This window comes from Nocardioides sp. LMS-CY (genome assembly GCF_018732145.1).
Lineage (GTDB): Bacteria > Actinomycetota > Actinomycetes > Propionibacteriales > Nocardioidaceae > Nocardioides > Nocardioides soli.
Map to the genome: position 1 here is coordinate 3,101,800 of NZ_CP076104.1, position 19,320 is coordinate 3,121,119.

Genomic DNA, 19,320 nt, shown 5'->3' on the forward strand with positions numbered 1-19,320 from the left:
CTGGTGACTCCTGATGCGAGCCGGCGCGACCTGGTGTGATCGATGCGCGCGGCCGCGCCCCACGGTCCCTCGAACGCCGGGTCACCCAGCGCCGACTCGCGGTCAGTCCGGTGTCTGCTGCTCCACCGTCCGGCGCAGCTCGCGGACGGCCTGTCGCGCGCGACTGCCGTCGGAGCCCTGGATGCCCATCGCGGTGGCGGTGCTGCCGTCGGCGAGGTCGAGGGTCACCCACGGGGCGCCGGGCGGCAGGTGCACGCCGACGATCTGCGCCCAGGCGTACTCGCGGCGGCGGTAACCGTTGACGACGACCAGCCGGTCGGGCTCGGCGACGACGCGCGAGCGCACCAGCGGGAACCACACCGCGAACGCCAGCAGGCCCATCCCGATCACGGTGAGCCGCTGGAAGGTCGTGAACCGGGCCCGGGTCTCGTCGTCGAAGCCGATCCAGGCGAGCGCGCACACCGCGATCAGGCCGATGCCCAGCACGATGCTGGCGATCCGGACGCCGAACGGCCGCCACGTGTGCGGCAGCGTCATCGACGGCGGCGCCGGCGAGGAGGGGTCAGAGGCGGCAGGCATGGATGTCCGTGAGCAGGATGCCGCGGGCGCCGATCCCGTAGAGCTCGTCCATCAGCTTCTGGGCGCCGTCGCGCGGGACCATCGCCCGCACGGCCGACCACCCGTCGCGATGAAGCGGCGCGACCGTGGGGCTCTCGATGCCCGGCGTCAGCCGCACCGCGTCCTCGACCCGGTCGGTGGGGATGTCGTAGTCCATCATCACGTAGCTGCGCGCGACGAGCACGCCCTCGACGCGCCGCCGGAAGACCTCGAAGCCGTCCGGGACCGCGCCCGTGCGCGTGACCAGCACCGCCTCGGACTCGAGGATCGTCTCGCCGAAGACCTCCAGGCCGGCCTGGCGCAGCGTGCCGCCGGTCTCGACCACGTCGGCGATCACGTCGGCGACGCCGAGCTGGATGCTGGTCTCGACGGCCCCGTCGAGCCGGACCACGGTCGCGTCGATCGACCGCTCCTCGAGGAACGCCCGCATCACGCCGACGTACGACGTGGCGATGCGGGCCCCGGCGAGCTGGGAGATGTCGGAGTAGACGCCCCTCGGCCCGGCGAAGCGGAACCGGCTGCGGCCGAAGCCGAGGCCCGTCACCTCCTCCACCTTCGCTCCGGAGTCGGCGAGCAGGTCGCGACCGGTGATGCCGACGTCGAGGGTGCCCTCGCCGACGTACAGCGCGATGTCTCGGGGGCGCAGGTAGAAGAACTCGACGCCGTTCTCGCTGTCGGTCAGCGTGAGCTGCTTGGCGTCGTCGCGCTGGCGGTAGCCCGACTCGCGGAGGATCTCCGCGGCCGACTGGGCCAGCGATCCCTTGTTGGGGACGGCGATTCTCAACAGAGACATGGGGGTGGACCTCACAGGTGTGCGTAGACGTCGTCGAGCTCGATGCCGGTCGCCAGCATCAGGACCTGGGCGTGGTAGAGGAGCTGGCTGATCTCCTCCGCCGCCCGGTCGCGGCCCTCGTGCTCGGCCGCCATCCAGGACTCGGCGGCCTCCTCGACCAGCTTCTTCCCGATCGCATGGACGCCGGCGTCGAGCTGTCGCACGGTGCCGGATCCCTCGGGTCGGGACCGCGCCTTCTCGCTCAGCTCGGTCCAGAGCTCGTCGAACGTCTTCACGGGCTCAACCCTACGGCGTGGCCCGGCCGACCTCCGCCAGGGTCCGTGCGGTGAGCAGGGCGGCGGACGTCGCCTCGTAGCCCTTGTCCTCCCGCGAGTGCGCCAGACCCGCGCGGTCCAGCGCCTGGGCGTCGTTGTCGCACGTGAGTACGCCGAAGCCGACCGCGACCGTGTGGTCGAGCGCGACCCGGGTCAGGCCGTCGGTGGCGGCGTTGCAGACGTACTCGAAGTGCGGCGTGCCGCCGCGGATCACGACGCCGAGGGCGACGACCGCGTCGTACCCCTGTCGGGCGAGGGCCGAGGCGACGACCGGGAGCTCGAAGGTGCCGGGCACCCGGACCGTGGTGGCGGTCGTGCCGAAGTCGGCGAGGGCTCGCCCGGCGCCGGCGATCAGCCCGTCCATGACCTGGGTGTGCCAGCTCGCGGCGACGATCGCGACCCGCAGGCCGCTCGCGTCGAAGGTCTCGCTCTCGGGGGCTCCGTCTCCGGCCATGTCAGGCTCCGTCCTTCAGGTCTGGGGTCAGGTCTGGGGTCACGTCTGGGCTCACGTCGGCGTCGAGGTCCGGCAGGTCGTGGCCCATCCGGTCGCGCTTGGTCAGCAGGTAGGCGATGTTGTGGTCGTTCGGGTGCGGCGTCAGCGGCACCCGGGCGGCGACGTGGATCCCGAAGTCCTCGAGGTTCTCGACCTTGTCGGGGTTGTTGGTGAGCAGCCGCACGCTGGTGACGCCGAGGTCGCGGAGCACCTGGGTCGCGGTGCCGTAGTGCCGGGCGTCGGCGGGCAACCCCAGGTCGAGGTTGGCGTCGACGGTGTCGCGGCCGCCGTCCTGCAGCTGGTAGGCCTGCAGCTTGGCGACCAGGCCGATCCCCCGGCCCTCGTGGCCGCGCAGGTAGACCACGACGCCGCGACCCTCCGCCACGATCCGCTCCAGGGCCTCCTCCAGCTGCGGCCCACAGTCGCAGCGGCGGCTGCCGAAGACGTCGCCGGTCAGGCACTCGGAGTGGACCCGCGTCAGAACGGGCTGGTCGCCTCCCCCGGATCCGGGAGAGACGTCGCCGTACACGAGCGCGATGTGCTCGGAGTCGTCGACGGTGATCCGGTAGCCGTAGGCGGCGAAGTCGCCGTGCCGGGTGGGCAGTCGGGTCTCGGCGACCCGCTCGACCAGGTTCTCGTGGCGACGCCGGTAGCGGACCAGGTCGTCGATCGAGATCATCGCGAGGTCGTGCTCGTCGGCGAACTCACGCAGCTCGGGCGCGCGCTTCATGGTGCCGTCGTCGTTGACGACCTCGACCAGCACGCCGGCGGGGGTGAGGCCCGCCAGCCGCGCGAGGTCGACCGCGGCCTCGGTGTGGCCGCGGCGCACCAGCACGCCGCCCTCGCGGTAGCGCAGCGGGAACACGTGGCCCGGCCGGGTGATCTCCCACGGCTCCGTGGCGGAGTCGGCCAGCACCCGAGCGGTGTGGGCCCGGTCGGCCGCCGAGATGCCGGTGCTCACGCCGTCGCGGGCATCGACGGAGATCGTGTACGCCGTGCGCATCCGGTCCTTGTTGTGCGGCGTCATCAGCGGGATCTCGAGACGGTCGAGCATGTCGGCCGGCATCGGCACGCAGATCACGCCGCTGCTGTGCCGGATCGTGAACGCCATCAGCTCCGGCGTGGCCTTGCTGGCCGCGAAGATGATGTCGCCCTCGTTCTCCCGGGTCTCGTCGTCGACGACGATGACGGCCTTGCCGGCGGCGATGTCGGCGATCGCGCGCTCGATGGTGTCGAGCCGGATCCCCTCGTGCTGGACCTCGTGCTTCATGCTGCTGCTCCTTCGTGAGCGGTCGGTGCCGCCGTCGCGACCGTGCGGCGCTGCACGCGCCACCAGGTCAGGAATCCGGCGACGCAGAAGCCGCCGTAGAACAGGTACATCGCGGCCGTCGGGTAGTAGCCCGCCTGGATCAGCGTGGTGACGCCGACGACGTCCACCGCGATCCAGACCAGCCAGAACTCCACCCAGCCGCGGGCCATGCCGTAGGTCGCGAGCAGCGACCCGGTCAGGATCCACGCCTCGGTGCCGGGACCCCAGGAGCCGATGTGCTGGAGCACCTCGTAGGCCAGGGCGTACCCGACCACCGCCAGGCCGGCGAGCAGCAGCCGCTCCCCGCCGCTCGCCCAGCGCGGGGTGATCGCGCCACCGTCGGCGGCGCCGCGCGAGTGCTGCCAGCGCCACCAGCCGTAGGCGCTGACGGCGGCGAACATGACCTGCCGCCCGGCCTGGCCCCACAGCGGCTCGGTCACCGCGCCGCTGAGCTCGCCGCTGACGAACACGGTGAAGAGCAGCACGTTGCCCACCAGGCCGACCGGCCAGGCCCAGACCAGCCGCCGCATGCCGAGCAGGGCGCTCGCGAGCCCGAACCCGTTGCCGACCACCTCGCGCACCGACAGGTACCCGCCGCCGACGGCGATCGTGCCGTGCAGCAGCCAGTCGAGGCCCTGGTCAAGCATCGGAGGCGCCCGTGCCGGAGTAGGGCAGCAGCCGCTCGACGTACTTCGCGATCACGTCGACCTCGAGGTTGACCCGGTCGCCGGGCCGGCGGGTGCCGAGCGTGGTGCGGGCCAGTGTCTCGGGGATCAGGCTGATCGTGAACCGGTCGTCGCCGGCCTCGACGACCGTGAGGCTGACGCCGTCGACGGTGATCGATCCCTTGTCGACCAGGTAGCGGCTCAGCGCCGTCGGCATCGAGATCTCGACGACCTCCCAGTGCTCGCTGGGGGTGCGGCTCACGACCTCGCCGACGCCGTCGACGTGGCCCTGCACGATGTGGCCGCCGAGACGCTTGTCGGCGGTGACCGCGCGCTCGAGGTTGACCCGGTCGCCGGGGCGTACGCCGTACAGGCTGGTCTTGTCGAGCGTCTCCTGCATCACGTCGGCGGTCCAGACCTCGCCGTCGACGGTCGTGACCGTCAGGCAGCAGCCGTTGACGGCGATCGAGTCGCCGAGGCCGACGTCCTCGAGCACGGTGGTCGCGCGGATGCCGAGTCGGATCGCGTCGCCCTGGTCCTCGACCGCGGCGACGGTGCCGAGCTCCTCGACGATTCCGGTGAACATGTCAGGTCTCCTCTCGGGGCACGGGGTTTCGAGACGGTTGCTGCGCAACCTCCTCAACCACCGTGCGGGTGGGGGCCAGGGTGACCCGCACGTTGGGCTGCTCGCCGTCGACGCCGTCGAGCACGGTGATGTCGACGACGCGGGGACGGAACGCGTCCGCGATCGTGGTGATTCCGAGGTCGGCGACGGCGCTGCGTCCGGCGCCGAGCAGCATCGGCGCGACGTAGACGACGATCTCGTCGACGAGGCCGGCGCGCAGGAACGCCGCCGCCAGCGTCGGGCCGCCCTCGAGGAAGACGTGCTGGCGGTCGCGGGCGTAGAGCTGCTCGAGGGCGACCCTCGGGTCGCGGGTGCGCAGGTGGAGGCTCGCCGCACCCTGCGAATACCGGGCGTTGAAGATCCGGCGGGCGGGGTCGAGCTCGCGCTCCCCCATGACGACCCGCAGCGGCTGGTGGTCGAGCGGCCGGTCGTGCTCGTCGCGCACGGTGAGCAGCGGGTCGTCGACCGCGACGGTGTTGCTGCCGACCAGCATCACGTCGCACAGCGCGCGAAGGCGGTGGGTGTCGAGGCGCGCGGCCCGCGAGCTCACCCAGCGGCTGGTGCCGTCGGCGGCGGCGCTGCGGCCGTCGAGCGTGGTCGCGAACTTCCAGGTGACGAAGGGCCGGCCGTGCTCGACGCCGAAGGCCCAGGCGCGGTTCAGAAGTCCCGACTCGACCGCCAGAAGTCCCGACTCGACCTCGACCCCGGCGGCGCGCAGCGTCTCGGCGCCGCCGGCCGCGACGGGGTTCGGGTCGGGCTGGGCGAAGACCACCCGACGTACGCCGGCCTCGGCGAGCGCCTCTGCGCACGGGCCGGTGCGGCCGTGGTGGTTGCACGGCTCGAGCGTCACCACCGCGGTCGCGCCCCGGGCCCGGCCACCCGCGCGGGCCAGCGCGTCGGCCTCGGCGTGCGGGGTGCCGGCGCCGCGGTGGTGACCCTCGGCGACGGTCTCGCCGTGCTCGTCGACGAGCACGCAGCCGACCCGGGGATTGGGCCCCAGCGGGACGCCCGGGGTGGCCGCGAGCTCGAGAGCGCGCCGCATGGCGGCCCGCTCGGCTGCGGTGAAGCGCCCGCTCATCGTCGTCCTGCCCCTCGTGTCCGGTCGCGGACTCCGGGGCTGACGGGTGGAGGTCGAGCGCGCGGCTCGACGGGCCCCACCCAGCGTGCGCTTCCCATCCGGACTTTGACCGTCGGTCCAGGAGTTCCACCTGGTCAACCGGTCACTGGCTGTGACCGGGTCGCGGACTTCCGGCCTCTCGGCCAGTCACCGCCGGCTCGGAATTTCACCGACCCCAGAGCACGCGAGTTCGAGAACTCGTCGGGTCGAGTGTGCCACAGCACGCCCGACGCGGCCGCGTGGGTCCCGTCACAGTCGCGGGTCGACCGGCTCCGACTCCAGGGCGAGGACGCCGAACACCGCCTCGTGGACGCGCCACAGCGGCTCGCCCCCGACGAACCGGCGCAGCGCCTCGATCCCGAGGGCGTGCTCGCGCTCGGCGAGGCCCCGCTTGCGGGCGAGGTTGCGGTTGCGCAGCTCGTCGACCGCGTCGCGGTAGTCGGGGCCGTAGACGATCCGGAGGTACTCCGGCCCGCGCACCTTCAGCCCGGGCTGCACGCCCCGGCCGACCGGGTGGGCCGGCTTCACGACCATGCCCTCGCCGCCGGCGCCGGTGAGCTCGGTCCACCACCGGGTCGCGGCGTCGCGGTCGGCCGCCGACGAGAGGTCGACGTGGCGGTGCCGGGTGGGCGTGAGCAGCGGCGAGGTGAGCCTGCCGAGGCGCTCGAGGTGCCACGGGTGCGGCTCCTCGACGGCGAGCAGCCGGCCCTCGGCGGCCAGCACCTGGAACGGCGCCAGCGTCACGCCGTCGAGCCCGTCGGTCGGGCGCACGTAGGCCACGTAGGCGTCGCGGAAGGCCCGCGCGTTGGCGAGCCGGCGGTCGGTACGCCGAGCCAGGGCCCCGACGTCCAGTCCCCGGGTGCCCGCCGTCGCGAGCACGTCGGCGAGCGCGGGCAGCGCGTGCAGCGCGGCCGTGCCGACCGCGGCGTACTGCTCCTCGATCAGCCCCCGCGCCTTGGCCGACCAGGGCAGCAGCTCGCAGTCGAGCACCAGCCAGTCGCTGTCGAGCTCGTCGAAGAGCGGTGCCATCGCGTCGCGCACGCGGTCGACGAGCGCGGCCTGCACCGCGCGGTCGGCGAAGAAGGCCCGGCCGGTGCGGGTGTGGACGGCGCCCGTGGTGCCGTCGGCCACCCCGAACCGGCGCTCGGCGCCGTCGGCGTCGCGGGCGAGGACCGCGATCGCCCGCGAGCCCATGTGCTTCTCCTCGCACACGACGGCGCGCACGCCGGCCTTCGCGTAGTCGGCGAACGCCTGCGCGGGGTGCTCGAGCAGGTCGTCGACGGTCGCGGTCGGCGCCGGCGCCATCGTCGGCGGCAGGTAGACCAGCCAGCGCGGGTCGACCGCGAAGCGGCTCATCACCTCCAGCGCCGCTGCGGCGTTCTCCGCCGGCACCTTCACCCGGCCGCCGAGCTCGGTGTCGTGCCACCGGTCGCCGGCGACGTCCTCGATGTCGAGCGCGGTGGCCTCGCGGTCGGCCGTCGGGGCGGCAAGCGGACGCACCGGCTCGAACCACTGCCGCTCCGCCGGCACCTGCACGAGCTCACGGGACGGGTAGCGCAGCGCGGTCAGGTGGCCACCGAACACGACGCCGGTGTCGAGGCAGATCGTGTTGTTGACCCACTCGGCCTCGGGGACCGGCGTGTGGCCGTAGACGACCGTCGCGGAGCCGCGGTACTCCTGCGCCCAGGGGTAGCGCACCGGCAGCCCGAACTCGTCGGTCTCGCCCGTGGTGTCGCCGTACAGCGCGAACGCCCGGACCCGCCCGGACGCGCGGCCGTGATAGGCCTCCTTGAGGCCCGCGTGCGCGACGACGAGACGCCCGCCGTCGAGGACGTAGTGGCTGATCAGGCCGTCCATGAAGCCCAGCGCGGCCTGCCGGAACTCCTCGCTCTCCCCCGCCAGCTGCTCCAGTGACTCGGCGAGGCCGTGGGTGCGCCGCACGTCGGCGCCGCGCAGGGCACGCACCAGCTTCGCCTCGTGGTTGCCCGACACGCAGAGGGCGGTGCCCGCGGCGACCATGCCCATCACCAGTCGGAGCACGCCCGGGGTGTCCGGGCCGCGGTCGACCAGGTCGCCGACGAACACCGCCGTCCGGCCCTCCGGGTGCCGACCGCCGACGGCGCGTCCGTGCTCGTCGTACTCGAGCTCCCAGCCCAGGTCGGCAAGCAGCGTGCGCAGCTCCGACGCGCAGCCGTGCACGTCGCCGATCACGTCGAACGGCCCGGTGAGGTCACGCCGGTCGTTCCAGGAGCGCTCGCGGCCGATCGTCACGTCGTCGATCTCGTCGGGCCCGAGCACGTGGACCTTGCGGAATCCCTCGCGGCGCAGTCCCTTCATCGACCGGCGGAGGTCGCGCTGCTGACGGGTGACGACGTGGCCGCCGAAGGCCCGGTCCGGGCGCGCCTCGTTGCGGGCGATCGCGACCGCCTCGGGTACGTCGAGGACGATCGCGTCCACGAGCACGTCGTGTGCCTTGGCTAGCCGGACGAGCTCGGCGCGGGCGTTGCGCTGGACGTTCGTGGCGTCGACGACGGTCAGCAGGCCGCGCCGGAGCCGGGTGGCGACGATGTAGTTGAGGACGTCGAACGCGTCCGGCGTCGCGTCCTGGTCGTTCTCGTCGTCGGCGACCAGACCGCGGCAGAAGTCGCTCGAGACGACCTGGGTCGGCAGGAAGTGCCGGGCCGCGAACGTCGACTTGCCGCTGCCGGACACGCCGACGAGCAGCACCAGCCCGAGGGCGGGGACGTTGATCTCACGCACGGCGGAACACCCCCAGCTGTGTCGGCGCGCCGCGGTCGGGGTCGACGTCGCCGATCCCCCGGATCTCGACGGTGTAGCCGTGCTCGGCGCACACCCGGTCGCACCAGGCGGCGAACTCGGCGCGGGCCCACTCGAACCGGTGGTCGGGGTGGCGGGGGCCGACGAGGCCCTCGTAGAGGTCGTTGTACTCGCTGTTGGGCGTGGTGAGGACCACCGCGCCGGGCCGGGCCCGCCCGAAGACCACCCGCTCGAACGCCGGCAGCCGCTCGGGATCGACGTGCTCGACGACCTCCATCAGCACGGCGGCGTCGTACCCGGCGAAGCGCGCGTCGGTGTAGGTGAGCGCCCCCTGGAAGAGCGTGATGCGCGCCGCCTGCCGCTCCCCCATCCGGTCCATCCCCAGCCGGCGACCGGCCATCCGCAGCGACCAGGACGAGACGTCGACGCCGGCGATCCGGTCGAGCGCGGGACGCTCGACGAGCCGCTGGAGCAGCCGACCGCCGCCACAGCCGAGGTCGATGACCGAGCGGGCACCGAGCTCGTCGAGCACCGCGAGGACGGCGTCGTGGCGCTGCACATTGAGCGCCACCGGCCGCACGACCGGCTGGGGCTCGAAGGCCGCCTCCGGGTCGTCGCCGATCTCGGCCAGCCGGCCCAGGGCGTCGGCCGCGAGGCGGCGGCTGTGGCCGAGGTAGCGGCGGGTGATCAGCTCGCGCTCGGGGTGGTCGACGAGCCAGGAGCCGCCGGAGCGGAGCAGCTTGTCCACCTCGTCGGCGGCCTGCCAGTAGTGCTTGGACTCGTCGAGCACCGGCAGCAGCACGTGCAGCTGGTTGAGCGCGTCGGCGAGTCGCACCGTGCCGGCCAGCTGCAGCCGCACGTAGCGGGAGTCGCCCCAGCCGAGGTCGTCGTCGAGCGGGATCGGCTCGGCCTCGACGCTCCACCCGAGCGGCTCGAAGAGCCGGTGGGCGACCTCGGCACCGCCCCGGCAGGGCAGCACCGGGATCCGCAGCTCCAGCGGGATCGGGGTGTCCGCGAGCTCCTGGCGGCTCGTGCAGATGCCGGCGCGGGCGGTGCTGAACACGTCGGCGAGCGCGACGCCGAGCAGCGAGGAGGCGGCGTACGACCGGTCGTTGACGTACTGCGCCAGGCTGAAGTCGGGCGACCTGGTGCGCGAGCGGGCCAGGCGCACGGGATCGACGTCGAGGACCAGCGCTGCCGTGCAGCGCTCGGCGGTGGCCTCGGGGTAGAGGACGGTGGCGGTGCCGAAGGACTGACGGAACTCCTGCACGCGGTCCGGGTGCTTGTGCAGGAGGTAGCCCAGGTCCGTCGCCGGGACGTGGGTGGTGGAGATCGTCAGGAGCACCGGGTCAGTGTGCCCAACGGCAGCGGGCGCGTCGCCTCGATTTCGGCGTCGCCGCCTCAGCCCGCGGCCGACGCCGCCTTCGCGCGCAGCTCGCCGATCATCCGGTCGGGGTCGTCGGCGGAGTAGACCGCCGAGCCCGCGACGAACACGTCGGCGCCCGCCTCGGCGCAGCGCTCGATGGTCTCGAGGCTGACGCCGCCGTCGACCTGGAGCCAGGTCTCGACCCCGTGCTTGGCCATCAGCTCGCGGGCGCGGCGGATCTTGGGCAGGCACAGGTCGAGGAGCTTCTGGCCGCCGAAGCCCGGCTCGACGGTCATGATCAGCAGCATGTCGAGCTCGGGCAGCAGGTCCTCGTAGGGGTCGACCGGCGTGGCCGGCTTGAGCGCCATGGACGCGCGCGCACCCGCGGCGCGGATCTCGCGGGCCAGCCGCACCGGCGCCTTGGCGGCCTCGACGTGGAAGGTGACCGAGCCGCAGCCGGCGTCGACGTACGCCAGCGCCTCGCGGTCGGCGTCCTCGATCATCAGGTGCGCGTCGAGCGGGAGGTCGGTGGAGCGGGCCAGCGCCTCGACCATGGTGGGGCCGAAGGTCAGGTTCGGCACGAAGTGGTTGTCCATCACGTCGACATGCACCCAGTCGGCGCTGCCGATCCGGGCGACCTCCTCCCCGAGCCGGGCGAAGTCGGCGTTGAGGATGCTCGGCGTGATCTGGATGTGGGTCACGCGCCGGAGTCTAGTGAGCGGCTAGCGTCGGTCCGTGGCCACCTACGAGGAGCTCCACGACCACGTCCGCGACCTCGTGCTGGGCGTCGCGCCCGACGCCGAGGAGGGTACGTCGTACGGCATGCCCGCCTGGCGCCTGCGCGGCAAGCCGCTGCTCGGCCTCCATCGGGCCACGGCGCACGTCGGGGTCTATCCGTTCAGCCCCGAGGTGGTCGACGCGGTCCGCGATCGGCTGGCCGGCTTCACGCTCACCAAGGGCGGGGTGCAGTGCACGCCGGACCAGCCGGTACCGGACGACGTGCTCACCGAGATGGTGCGGCTGCGGATGGCCGAGATCAGCGGCTGATCACGCGGCGGTGGTTTCGAGACGGTTGCCAGCGCAACCACCTCAACCACCGGCACGGTGGTTGAGGTGCGAAGGCGCCCTAGCGCCTGAGCCTCGACCCCCCGTGAGCGGCCGGACCGTGGTTTCGAGACGATCGCCAGCGCAACCACCTCAACCACCGGCACGGTGGTTGAGGTGCGAAGGCGCCCTGGCGCCTGAGCCTCAACCCCCGTGAGCGGCCGGACCGTGGTTTCGAGACGGTTGCCAGCGCAACCTCCTCAACCACCGGCACGGTGGTTGAGGTGCGAAGGCGCCCTGGCGCCTGAGCCTCGAAACCACCGCTCCACTCACTCCTCCGGCTCGGCCGGCGGCTCCGCGCCCTGCGCCTCGTCGCGGTCCGCCCACTCCAGCAGCGGCGCGATGTCGAAGACGTGGTCGTCGATGTCCTCGTGCAGGTCGCCGAGCTCGGCGAAGCGGTCGGGCACGGTGAAGATGGTGAAGTCGCGGGGGTCGGCGTCGTCGACCTCGTCCCAGCGGATCGGCGTGGAGACCCGGGCGTCGGGCAGGCCGCGCACCGAGTACGCCGCGGCGATCGTGTGGTCGCGCGCGTTCTGGTTGTAGTCCACGAAGAGGTGGTGCGGGTCGCGGTCCTTCTTCCACCACAGCGTGGTGACGTCGTCGGGGGCCCGGCGCTCCACCTCGCGGGCGAAGGCGAGCGCGACCCGGCGTACCTCCTTGAAGCCGTGGTCGGGCCGGATCCGCACGTAGACGTGCATGCCCTTGCTGCCGCTGGTCTTAGGGTAGCCGACCGCGCCGAGCTCGTCGAGGATCTCGTGCGCGACGTGGGCGACCCGCCGGACCTGGTCGTAGTCGCTGAGCGGACCGGGGTCGAGGTCGATGCGCCACTCGTCGGGCTTCTCGGTGTCCTCGCGGCGGCTGTTCCAGGGGTGGAACTCGACGGTCGACATCTGCACCGCCCAGATCACCGACCCGAGCTCGGTGACGCAGAGCTCGTCGGCGGTGCGCGACCAGCGCGGGAAGAACAGCCGGACGGTCTCGACCCACGGCGGCGCGCCGGCGGGCAGCCGCTTCTGGTGCACCTTGTCGCCGGCCAGCCCCTTGGGGAACCGGTGCAGCATGCAGGGCCGCTCCCACAGGGCGTTGACGATCCCCGGGCCCACGGCGAGGTAGTACTCGACCAGGTCCAGCTTGGTGGCGCCACTCTCCTGGAAGTAGACGCGATCGGGATTGGTCACCCGCACCACCCGGTTGTCGACCTCGATCTCGACCGCGGGCGGCTTGGAGGGCATGGTGCCACCCTAGGCCGTGGCACCGCCTACGGTTCGGACATGGACTTCGACCAGCCCCCGGTCGTCCGGGTTGACGTGGAGTCGTCCCTGTCGCGCGACACGTGGCCGATGACGATCCCCGCGGTCGCGCAGCTCGCCCGAGAGGGCCTGGAACTGTCGCCAGTCGTGACCTTCCTGGTCGGCGAGAACGGGTCGGGCAAGTCGACGATCGTCGAGGCCGTGGCCGCGGCGTACGGCCTGTCGCCCGAGGGCGGCTCCGCCCAGGGACACCATTCGACCCGGGTGAGCGAGTCCCCGCTGGGCGACGCGCTTCGCCTGCAGCGGGGCCTGGGCGCACCGCGGTGGGGGTTCTTCCTCCGCGCGGAGACGATGCACGGCTGGTACACCTTCTACGAGGACGCTGGCCAGAGCCTGCCGCCGGGCGCCCCGCGCGGGCCGAGATACCACGAGATGAGCCACGGCGAGTCGTTCTTGGAGGTGCTGCGCACCCGCTTCGACTCCCCCGGCTTCTACTGCCTCGACGAGCCCGAGGCCGCCCTGTCGTTCTCCTCGACGCTGGCGTTGATCGGCGCGCTGGGCAGGGTCGTCGAGTCCGGTGGGCAGGTGCTGTGCGCCACGCACTCCCCGGTGTTGGCGGCGATGCCGGGGGCGACGATCCTCGAGGTGGGCGACTGGGGCGTGCGGCGTACGACGTGGCAGGAGCTCGAACTGGTCGAGCACTGGCGCGCCTACCTGGAGGCGCCGCAGCGCTACCTCCGGCACGTCCTGGACTGACCCGAGGACCGGTGTCACGCAATCGGGTGGTCGAGGAGTCTGATCGGGTGTGACGAGGAACGATGCCGAGGAGTTCGCCGAGTTCGTGCGGGCGACCGGGCCGCGGCTGCACCGCGCGGCCCTGCTGCTCACCGGTGACCATCACCTGACCGAGGACCTGACCCAGTCGACGTACGCCCGGGTCTACGCCTCCTGGCGGCGGGTCTCGCGGGCCGACGACCCGTTCGCCTACGCGCGCCGGACGCTGCTCAACACGTACTTCTCACACCGCCGGCTGCGCCGCAACAGCGAGCTGCCGGCCGACCCCCACCTCGGGTCGGAGCCGGCCACCCGGCGCTCCGTGCCCGCGGTCGACCCCACGACCCGCCTCGACCTCCTCGACGCGCTCGCCGCCCTGTCGCCGCACGACCGGGCGGTGCTGGTGCTGCGCTACTGGGAGGACCGCAGCGTGGCCGACACGGCCCACGACCTCGGCATCTCCGAGACGGCCGTCCGCACCCGTTCCCGGCGCGCGCTGCAGCGGCTGCGACCGCTGCTCGACGCCGACCTGACCGAGAGGACCTCCTCATGACCGATCACGCTCCCTTCGACCTCTCCGGCGGCCTCGGCACCGCCCTGCGGGACCGTGTCGCCGACGAGCATCCCGACCTCGACCGGCTGCTCAGCGTCTCCACCCGCGCCGGCACGAGGCTACGACGTCGTCGTACCGCCGCCGCGTCCGTCGGCGTAGCGGCCGTCAGCGTCGCGATGGCCGGCATCGTCGGCTCTGCGCTCGGCGGCGGTGGGACGGCGGGCTCGGCGCCCGGGTTCGCCACCCAGCCGGACGCCTCGGCACCGGCGGGCGAGACCGTGACCCTCGACAAGCTGGGGCGCCTCGACCCGCCCTCGCGGAGCGTCGAGCTGGAGCTGCTGGCCCAGGCCCTCCCCGTGCACGTGGACCCGTCGTCGAGCGGCTGGGGACTCGGCACGCCCGCCGACGACAAGTTCTCGGCGCACAAGGAGGGCTACGTCCTCAGCGTGAACGTCCGGCCGCGGTCGGACCTCGCCTCCTGGTCGGGGGGCGACCCGGACCGGCCCGCGAGCCAGGTCGTGCACACCGGCGAGAACTACTTCGTGACCGTGCAGGCCGGCCCGGAGGTGCCGCCGCGGATCGTCGACGAGCTGACCGCCGCGCTGCGCTACGACCCGGTCTGGAGGCGGTAGCCGATCACCGACGGCGCAGCAGCGCCAGGAACATCGCGTCGGTCGCGTGCCGGTGCGGCCACAGTTGCACGGTGCCCGGCAACGGGCCGGCGGCGTCGGCGACCGGGGGCAGCAGATCGCCGGCGTCCTCGAGGGCGACGTCGTCGCGCGCGGCCAGCACCGCCTGGACGACGTCGCGGGTCTCGGCGAGCACCGGCGAGCAGGTCGCGTAGAGCACGACCCCGCCGGGGCGCGCCAGCTCGACGGCGGCGGTCAGCAGCCGCCGCTGGAGCTCGACCAGCCCGGGGAGGTCGGCGGGTCGGCGGCGCCAGCGCGCCTCCGGCCGGCGCCGCAGCGCCCCGAGCCCGGTGCAGGGGGCGTCCACGAGCACCCGGTCGAACGTCGCCGGCCGGTACGGCGCGGCGGTGCCGTCGGCTGCGACCACACCCGTCACGCCGGCGGCGCCGGCGAGCGCGTTGCGGACCAGCCCGGCGCGGTGCGGCTGCCGCTCCGAGGCGACCACCGAGGCCCCCCGCTCCGCGGCCAGTGCGGCGAGCATCGCCGCCTTGCCGCCCGGGCCCGCACACAGGTCGAGCCAGCGCGCGTCCGGTCCCGCGACCGGCGCGGCCGCCGCGGCGATCGCCACCAGCTGGGAGCCCTCGTCCTGCACGCCGGCGCGCCCGTCGGCGACCGCCGGCACCTGGCCGGGGTCGCCGCCGGCCAGCACCACGCCGTACGGCGAGAGCGCGGTCGGCTCCCCCGGCAGCTCGCCGCGGTCGGCTCGTCCGGGCCGGGCCACGAGCGTGACCCGGGGCGGCTCGTTGTCGGCGGCCAGCAGCGCCGCGAGCTCCTCGTCGCCGCCGAGGGCGGCCCGCAGCTCGTCGACCACCCAGCCGGGGTGGCTCCACGCGGTCGCGGGATCGGGCGCGACCCGGGCGACCCAGGCCGTGCGGTCGTGCTGCGACACCTGGCGCAGCACGGCGTTCGCGAAGCCCGCCGCCCCGGCGCCGACGCGGTCGCGCACCAGGTCGACCGTGGTGCTGATCGCGGCGTGCGAGGGTACCCGCATCGCGAGCAGCTGATGGGTGCCGAGACGCAGGGCGTCGAGCACCTTCGACTCGACCTTGGCCAGCGACCGGTCGACGCAGGCGGCGAGCACCGCGTCGTACAGGCCGCGCCACCGGATCGTGCCCGAGGCGAGCTCGGTGGCGAACGCCGCGTCCCGGCCGGTCAGACCGTGTCGCCTGAGCAGCGAGGGCAGCACGAGGTTGGTGTAGGCGTCGTCGACGCGTACGGCCTTGAGCACCTCGAACGCGACCAGCCGTGCGGGGTCGACCCGCGCCCGACGACTCATGTTCCGAGGCTCGCGCCGCTCTCCAGGCGGAGCCCCCGGGCCCAGTCGGCGGCCGGCATCTGCCGCTTGCCGAAGGCCTTGACGTCACCGAGCCGGACGGCGTGGGTGCCGGTGCCGACGAGCACCTCGCTCTTGCGGACCTCGAGCGCCCCGGGCTGAAGTCGCTCCTCGGTGAGCGCCACGGGGCCGAGCTTGAGCCGCTCGCCGCCGAAGGTCGTCCAGGCGCCGGGAGTGGGGGTGCAGGCACGGATCTGCCGGTCCACGGCGACGCTCGGCCGGTCCCAGTCGACCTCGGCGTCCTCGACGGTGATCTTGGGCGCGAGCGAGACGCCCTCAACCTGCTGCGGCCGGGCCTCGATCGAGCCGTCGTCGAGACCGTCGAGGGTCGCCACCAGCAGGCCGGCGCCGCCCTCGGCGAGCCGCCCGAGCAGGTCGCCGGCGGTGTCTCCGGGCCGGATCCGCTCGGTCATTACGCCGAAGGTGGGTCCGGCGTCGAGCTCCTTGACGATCCGGAACGCCGTCGCGCCCGTCACCTCGTCGCCCGCCCAGATCGCGTGCTGCACGGGGGCGGCGCCGCGCCAGGCCGGGAGCACCGAGAAGTGCAGGTTGACCCACCCGTGCGGCGGGATGTCGAGCGCCGACTGCGGCAGCAGCGCGCCGTAGGCGACCACGGGGCAGCAGTCGGGCTCCAGGGCGCGCAGTGCGTCCTGGAAGTCGGGGTCGCGCGGGTGCTCCGGCTTCAGCACGGGTACGCCGAGCTCCTCGGCCCGCTGGGCGACCGGGCTCGGCGTGAGCCGGCGGCCGCGCCCGGAGGGCGCGTCGGGCCGGGTGACGACGCCGACCAGGTCGTGCGCCGAGTCCGCGATGGCGTCGAGTGCGGGCAGGGCGACCTCGGGGGTGCCGGCGAAGACGACACGCATGCGGCTCAGAACCCCAGTCCGTTGGTGGCGTGCGGCGAGACCTTGACGGTCGGCTGGTCGAGCCCGAACCACTCCGCCTCGCGGATCGCCCGCATCGCCGCCTTGCGCGCGTCGGTGTCGAGCCGGTCGACGAACAGCACGCCGTCGAGGTGGTCGGTCTCGTGCTGGATCGCCCGGGCGAGCAGCTCGGAGCCCTCGATCACGACCGGCTCGCCGTGCATGTCGAAGCCGTGGGCGACCACGGACAGCGCCCGGGTGCAGTCGAAGCTGAGATCGGGGATCGACAGGCAGCCCTCGGGTCCGTGCTGCGTCTCCGCCGACAGGGTCAGCCGGGGGTTGACCAGGTGGCCGAGCTCGCCGTCGACGTACCAGGTGAAGACGCGCAGCCCGACGCCGATCTGCGGCGCGGCGAGGCCGGCCCCGGGCGCACCCATCATGGTGTCGGTGAGGTCCTCGACGAGGCGGCGGAGCTCCTTGTCGAAGTCGACGACCTCGATCGCGGGCTTGCGCAGGACCGGGTCGCCGAACAGGCGGATCGGCTGGATGGCCACGGATCTCCTCGGTGGTGCGGGCGGAAGCGCCAAGTCTAGTGAGGCATTCACAGCGTGGGCGGATCCACCTGCACGCGCACGGCGTCGAGCTTGCGCGCCGAGCGCACCCGCTGGAGCTCGCCGAGCGCGCGGGACAGCGCGAGGCCCTCGGCGCGGGGCACGCGGACGACGACCCGGCTCTCCCCCTCGGCCAGGTCGACCGGGCCGAGCACCTCGGCCGCGGGCGGGGCGGCCAGCAGCGTGAGCGCGTCGTCGACCGCGCCGGGCTCGCCGGTGATCGTGGCCAGCCGGCTGGCCGGCGGCAGATGCGCGGTGAGCCGCTCCTCGGTCTCGCGGTCGGCGTGGCCGGCGGGGTCCCAGCGCACCAGCGCCTGCAGCGTCGGGTGTGCGGGATCCCCCACCGCGACGACCCGCCCGCCGGGCCGGACCAGCGCGGCGGCGTTCGCCCACCGGCGCAGCGCCTCCTCGCCCGCGCGCAGGTCGATGCGCGAGAGCAGGAGCCAGGTGTCGAGCAGCACGACGGCGGCGTACCCGCCCTCGGCGACCGGCTCCGCGCCGGGGGTCGCGACCACCACCTGCTCGACCGCCGAGACCGTGGCCAGCACCGTGTCCCCCGAGCTGGTGCGGACGCGGGTGTTGGGCAGCGCGCGGCCCAGCTCCTCGGCCGTGCGCGCGTCACCGAGGATCGGCGCCCGCAGGCCGCGGTAACCGCACTCGCCGCAGGCCCACGCCTCGTCGGCCGTGCCGCACCAGCGGCAGGCCGGCGGTCTCGCCGGACCCGTGAGCGCCAACGGACCCTGACAGGCCTGGCAGCGCGCGGGCGTGCGGCAGCGCTCGCAGGCCAGGACGTTGACATAGCCGAGTCGTGGGGTCTGCACGAGCACCGGCCCCGACTCCAGGGCGTCGCGGACCGCGAGGTGCACCTCGCGCGGGATGCGGCCGCCATGGGACCGGGCGGTCTCGTTGCCGGCGACCTGGACGGTCAGCCGGCGGCGTACCTCCGCCCGGTCGGCCGCGATCTCCTGCGCCCACCCGGTGCGGAGCAGGTAGGCCGACTCCACCGTGCGCACGAATCCGCCGATCAGCGCCGCCGCCCCCGCCCGCTCCGCGCGCAGCAGCAGCGTCTCGCGGGTGTGGGGGTACGGCGCGCGGGGCTCGGCGTGCAGGTCGTCGCCGTCGTCCCAGATGGCGACGAGGCCGAGGTCGGGCACGGGGGCGAACGCCGCCGCGCGGGTGCCGACCACCACCCGGCGCGCACCGCGGCTGATCGCGAGGAAGTCGCGGTAGCGCTGCGCGGGCCCGGAGTCGGCGGTCAGCGTGACGTGCTGCCCCTCGCCGAGGACCGCGGTGAGCGCCCGGTCGAGGCGCGCGACGTCCTTGCCGTCGGGGACGCAGATGACGACGCCCCGGCCACCGGCGTACGTCGCGGCGGCGGCGTGCGCGAGGAGCAGCGGCCAGTCGGTCGCCGGCGCGGCCGTCCAGACCGCCCGAGGACTGCCGCCCGTGCTCAGGTGGCGCAGGAACGCTGGGCCCGGCTCGTGGCCCTCCCAGGCGCGCGCGCCGGCGGCCGCGTCGTGGTGCCAGGGTCCGGCGGGCGGGGACGGCTCCTTCTCGGTGGTCGCGTGTCGGTTGGGGATCGCGAGCCGCAGCACGTCGGAGCGGGTGCCGGCGTACCGCTCGGCCAGCTCGCCGGCCAGCGCCGCGATCTGCGGGTGCAGCACCGGCTCGGGGCTGACCACCCGGCGCAGCGGCGACAGCCGACCGGCATGGTCGCTCTCGCGACCGCGCGCGATCACGAAGCCGTCGGCGTCCTGCCCGGCGAACCGCACCTTCACCCGGGCGCCCGGCACCGCGTCGTCGGCCAGCGCCGCCGGCACGGCGTAGTCGAAGGTGCGGTCGAGATGGGCGAGCGGCACGTCGACCAGCACCCGGGCCACCGGGTCGACCGCGGCGGGCTCCGCCTCCGCGGCCCGGCGCTCCCGGGTGGCGCGGGCCTTGGACCGCGAGGCCTGGACCGAGGCCCGGACCAGGCCGGGGAGCAGCTCGGGGTGCTCCTCGGGCGCGGGCGTCATGGCCGCAGTTCTACCAGGGCCGGCCGACGTGGTCGCCCGGCCCTGGAGGCAGC

20 protein-coding genes and 1 riboswitch are annotated in these 19,320 nt (G+C 74.0%); of the genes, 4 read left to right on the top strand and 16 right to left on the bottom strand.

Annotation, left to right across the window (positions count from 1 at the left end):
* Positions 1 to 102 precede the first annotated feature (102 nt).
* The 11 genes from KM427_RS14860 to rpe form a co-directional block, all read right to left on the bottom strand.
* Complete coding sequence (locus KM427_RS14860; RefSeq protein WP_183594304.1) at positions 103 to 579, bottom strand: PH domain-containing protein; 477 nt, start codon at positions 577 to 579, stop codon at positions 103 to 105.
* On the bottom strand, positions 563 to 1,411 hold the full coding sequence (hisG, locus tag KM427_RS14865) for an ATP phosphoribosyltransferase (RefSeq protein WP_183594303.1): 849 nt from the start codon (positions 1,409 to 1,411) through the stop codon (positions 563 to 565). The genes KM427_RS14860 and hisG overlap by 17 nt, the downstream gene beginning before the upstream one ends.
* Positions 1,412 to 1,422: 11 nt before the next feature.
* Positions 1,423 to 1,686, bottom strand: coding sequence for a phosphoribosyl-ATP diphosphatase (locus tag KM427_RS14870; protein ID WP_183594302.1), 264 nt, complete (start codon positions 1,684 to 1,686; stop codon positions 1,423 to 1,425).
* A gap of 10 nt (positions 1,687 to 1,696) precedes the next feature.
* The gene (gene ribH, locus KM427_RS14875; RefSeq protein ID WP_215524363.1) at positions 1,697 to 2,179 is read right to left on the bottom strand and encodes a 6,7-dimethyl-8-ribityllumazine synthase; all 483 of its coding nucleotides are present in this window, start codon (positions 2,177 to 2,179) and stop codon (positions 1,697 to 1,699) included.
* 1 nt (position 2,180) lies between these two features.
* Positions 2,181 to 3,488, bottom strand: coding sequence for a bifunctional 3,4-dihydroxy-2-butanone-4-phosphate synthase/GTP cyclohydrolase II (locus KM427_RS14880; protein ID WP_215524364.1), 1,308 nt, complete (start codon positions 3,486 to 3,488; stop codon positions 2,181 to 2,183).
* On the bottom strand, positions 3,485 to 4,174 hold the full coding sequence (locus KM427_RS14885) for a nicotinamide mononucleotide transporter family protein (protein ID WP_215524365.1): 690 nt from the start codon (positions 4,172 to 4,174) through the stop codon (positions 3,485 to 3,487). Before KM427_RS14885 ends, KM427_RS14880 begins: the two co-directional genes overlap by 4 nt.
* The gene (locus tag KM427_RS14890) at positions 4,167 to 4,778 is read right to left on the bottom strand and encodes a riboflavin synthase (RefSeq protein WP_183594298.1); all 612 of its coding nucleotides are present in this window, start codon (positions 4,776 to 4,778) and stop codon (positions 4,167 to 4,169) included. The genes KM427_RS14885 and KM427_RS14890 overlap by 8 nt, the downstream gene beginning before the upstream one ends.
* Position 4,779: 1 nt before the next feature.
* Complete coding sequence (gene ribD / locus KM427_RS14895; protein WP_252274545.1) at positions 4,780 to 5,895, bottom strand: bifunctional diaminohydroxyphosphoribosylaminopyrimidine deaminase/5-amino-6-(5-phosphoribosylamino)uracil reductase RibD; 1,116 nt, start codon at positions 5,893 to 5,895, stop codon at positions 4,780 to 4,782.
* Positions 5,896 to 5,976: 81 nt separating this feature from the next.
* A riboswitch (FMN riboswitch) is annotated at positions 5,977 to 6,122 on the bottom strand.
* 61 nt (positions 6,123 to 6,183) lie between these two features.
* A complete protein-coding gene (locus KM427_RS14900) occupies positions 6,184 to 8,694 on the bottom strand; it encodes a polynucleotide kinase-phosphatase (protein WP_215524366.1) in 2,511 nt (836 codons plus the stop codon).
* The gene (locus KM427_RS14905) at positions 8,687 to 10,057 is read right to left on the bottom strand and encodes a 3' terminal RNA ribose 2'-O-methyltransferase Hen1 (protein WP_215524367.1); all 1,371 of its coding nucleotides are present in this window, start codon (positions 10,055 to 10,057) and stop codon (positions 8,687 to 8,689) included. The genes KM427_RS14900 and KM427_RS14905 overlap by 8 nt, the downstream gene beginning before the upstream one ends.
* Before the next feature lie 56 nt (positions 10,058 to 10,113).
* Entirely contained in the window at positions 10,114 to 10,779 is a 666-nt protein-coding gene (rpe, locus tag KM427_RS14910; protein ID WP_252274547.1) for a ribulose-phosphate 3-epimerase, read from the bottom strand.
* Positions 10,780 to 10,813: 34 nt separating this feature from the next.
* Here rpe and KM427_RS14915 point away from each other — a divergent pair, with 34 nt between their 5' ends.
* Complete coding sequence (locus KM427_RS14915; protein WP_183594294.1) at positions 10,814 to 11,125, top strand: iron chaperone; 312 nt, start codon at positions 10,814 to 10,816, stop codon at positions 11,123 to 11,125.
* Between the two features lie 326 nt (positions 11,126 to 11,451).
* Here the strand turns inward: KM427_RS14915 and ligD are convergent, their stop codons facing one another.
* Positions 11,452 to 12,414 carry a non-homologous end-joining DNA ligase gene (gene ligD, locus KM427_RS14920; protein ID WP_215524368.1) on the bottom strand — a complete coding sequence of 321 codons (963 nt, stop codon included), beginning with the start codon at positions 12,412 to 12,414 and terminating at the stop codon, positions 11,452 to 11,454.
* A gap of 39 nt (positions 12,415 to 12,453) precedes the next feature.
* On the opposite strand from ligD, the gene KM427_RS14925 reads away from it, so the two are divergent.
* Genes KM427_RS14925 through KM427_RS14935 form a run of 3 tightly spaced genes read left to right on the top strand, consistent with a single transcriptional unit; the run spans position 12,454 to position 14,391 of the window.
* Positions 12,454 to 13,188, top strand: a complete 735-nt coding sequence (locus tag KM427_RS14925; protein ID WP_215524369.1) for an AAA family ATPase — start codon at positions 12,454 to 12,456, stop codon at positions 13,186 to 13,188.
* Between the two features lie 49 nt (positions 13,189 to 13,237).
* Complete coding sequence (locus KM427_RS14930) at positions 13,238 to 13,759, top strand: SigE family RNA polymerase sigma factor (protein ID WP_183594291.1); 522 nt, start codon at positions 13,238 to 13,240, stop codon at positions 13,757 to 13,759.
* Positions 13,756 to 14,391: a hypothetical protein gene (locus tag KM427_RS14935; protein ID WP_183594290.1), complete on the top strand. Its 636-nt coding sequence runs from the start codon at positions 13,756 to 13,758 to the stop codon at positions 14,389 to 14,391. Before KM427_RS14930 ends, KM427_RS14935 begins: the two co-directional genes overlap by 4 nt.
* Positions 14,392 to 14,395: 4 nt before the next feature.
* Here KM427_RS14935 and KM427_RS14940 read toward each other — a convergent pair whose 3' ends face one another.
* The 4 genes from KM427_RS14940 to KM427_RS14955 are packed head-to-tail and all read right to left on the bottom strand — an operon-like array spanning position 14,396 to position 19,267.
* A complete protein-coding gene (locus KM427_RS14940; protein ID WP_215524370.1) occupies positions 14,396 to 15,724 on the bottom strand; it encodes an RsmB/NOP family class I SAM-dependent RNA methyltransferase in 1,329 nt (442 codons plus the stop codon).
* The gene (gene fmt, locus KM427_RS14945; RefSeq protein ID WP_215524371.1) at positions 15,721 to 16,644 is read right to left on the bottom strand and encodes a methionyl-tRNA formyltransferase; all 924 of its coding nucleotides are present in this window, start codon (positions 16,642 to 16,644) and stop codon (positions 15,721 to 15,723) included. The genes KM427_RS14940 and fmt overlap by 4 nt, the downstream gene beginning before the upstream one ends.
* A gap of 5 nt (positions 16,645 to 16,649) precedes the next feature.
* Positions 16,650 to 17,195, bottom strand: coding sequence for a peptide deformylase (gene def / locus KM427_RS14950; RefSeq protein ID WP_183594287.1), 546 nt, complete (start codon positions 17,193 to 17,195; stop codon positions 16,650 to 16,652).
* A 47-nt stretch (positions 17,196 to 17,242) separates the two neighbouring features.
* Positions 17,243 to 19,267 (bottom strand): primosomal protein N', encoded by a 2,025-nt coding sequence (locus KM427_RS14955; RefSeq protein ID WP_215524372.1) that lies wholly within the window; start codon positions 19,265 to 19,267, stop codon positions 17,243 to 17,245.
* Positions 19,268 to 19,320 lie beyond the last annotated feature (53 nt).

What these genes read in the sequence shown, in the direction of transcription:
- KM427_RS14860 (WP_183594304.1), bottom strand. Translation starts at nt 579, where the DNA reads ATGCCTGCCGCCTCTGACCCCTCCTCGCCGGCGCCGCCGTCGATGACG.
- hisG (WP_183594303.1), bottom strand. Translation starts at nt 1,411, where the DNA reads ATGTCTCTGTTGAGAATCGCCGTCCCCAACAAGGGATCGCTGGCCCAG.
- ribH (WP_215524363.1), bottom strand. Translation starts at nt 2,179, where the DNA reads ATGGCCGGAGACGGAGCCCCCGAGAGCGAGACCTTCGACGCGAGCGGC.
- KM427_RS14880 (WP_215524364.1), bottom strand. Translation starts at nt 3,488, where the DNA reads ATGAAGCACGAGGTCCAGCACGAGGGGATCCGGCTCGACACCATCGAG.
- KM427_RS14885 (WP_215524365.1), bottom strand. Translation starts at nt 4,174, where the DNA reads ATGCTTGACCAGGGCCTCGACTGGCTGCTGCACGGCACGATCGCCGTC.
- KM427_RS14890 (WP_183594298.1), bottom strand. Translation starts at nt 4,778, where the DNA reads ATGTTCACCGGAATCGTCGAGGAGCTCGGCACCGTCGCCGCGGTCGAG.
- ribD (WP_252274545.1), bottom strand. Translation starts at nt 5,895, where the DNA reads ATGAGCGGGCGCTTCACCGCAGCCGAGCGGGCCGCCATGCGGCGCGCT.
- ligD (WP_215524368.1), bottom strand. Translation starts at nt 12,414, where the DNA reads ATGCCCTCCAAGCCGCCCGCGGTCGAGATCGAGGTCGACAACCGGGTG.
- KM427_RS14925 (WP_215524369.1), top strand. Translation starts at nt 12,454, where the DNA reads ATGGACTTCGACCAGCCCCCGGTCGTCCGGGTTGACGTGGAGTCGTCC.
- KM427_RS14935 (WP_183594290.1), top strand. Translation starts at nt 13,756, where the DNA reads ATGACCGATCACGCTCCCTTCGACCTCTCCGGCGGCCTCGGCACCGCC.
- KM427_RS14940 (WP_215524370.1), bottom strand. Translation starts at nt 15,724, where the DNA reads ATGAGTCGTCGGGCGCGGGTCGACCCCGCACGGCTGGTCGCGTTCGAG.
- fmt (WP_215524371.1), bottom strand. Translation starts at nt 16,644, where the DNA reads ATGCGTGTCGTCTTCGCCGGCACCCCCGAGGTCGCCCTGCCCGCACTC.
- KM427_RS14955 (WP_215524372.1), bottom strand. Translation starts at nt 19,267, where the DNA reads ATGACGCCCGCGCCCGAGGAGCACCCCGAGCTGCTCCCCGGCCTGGTC.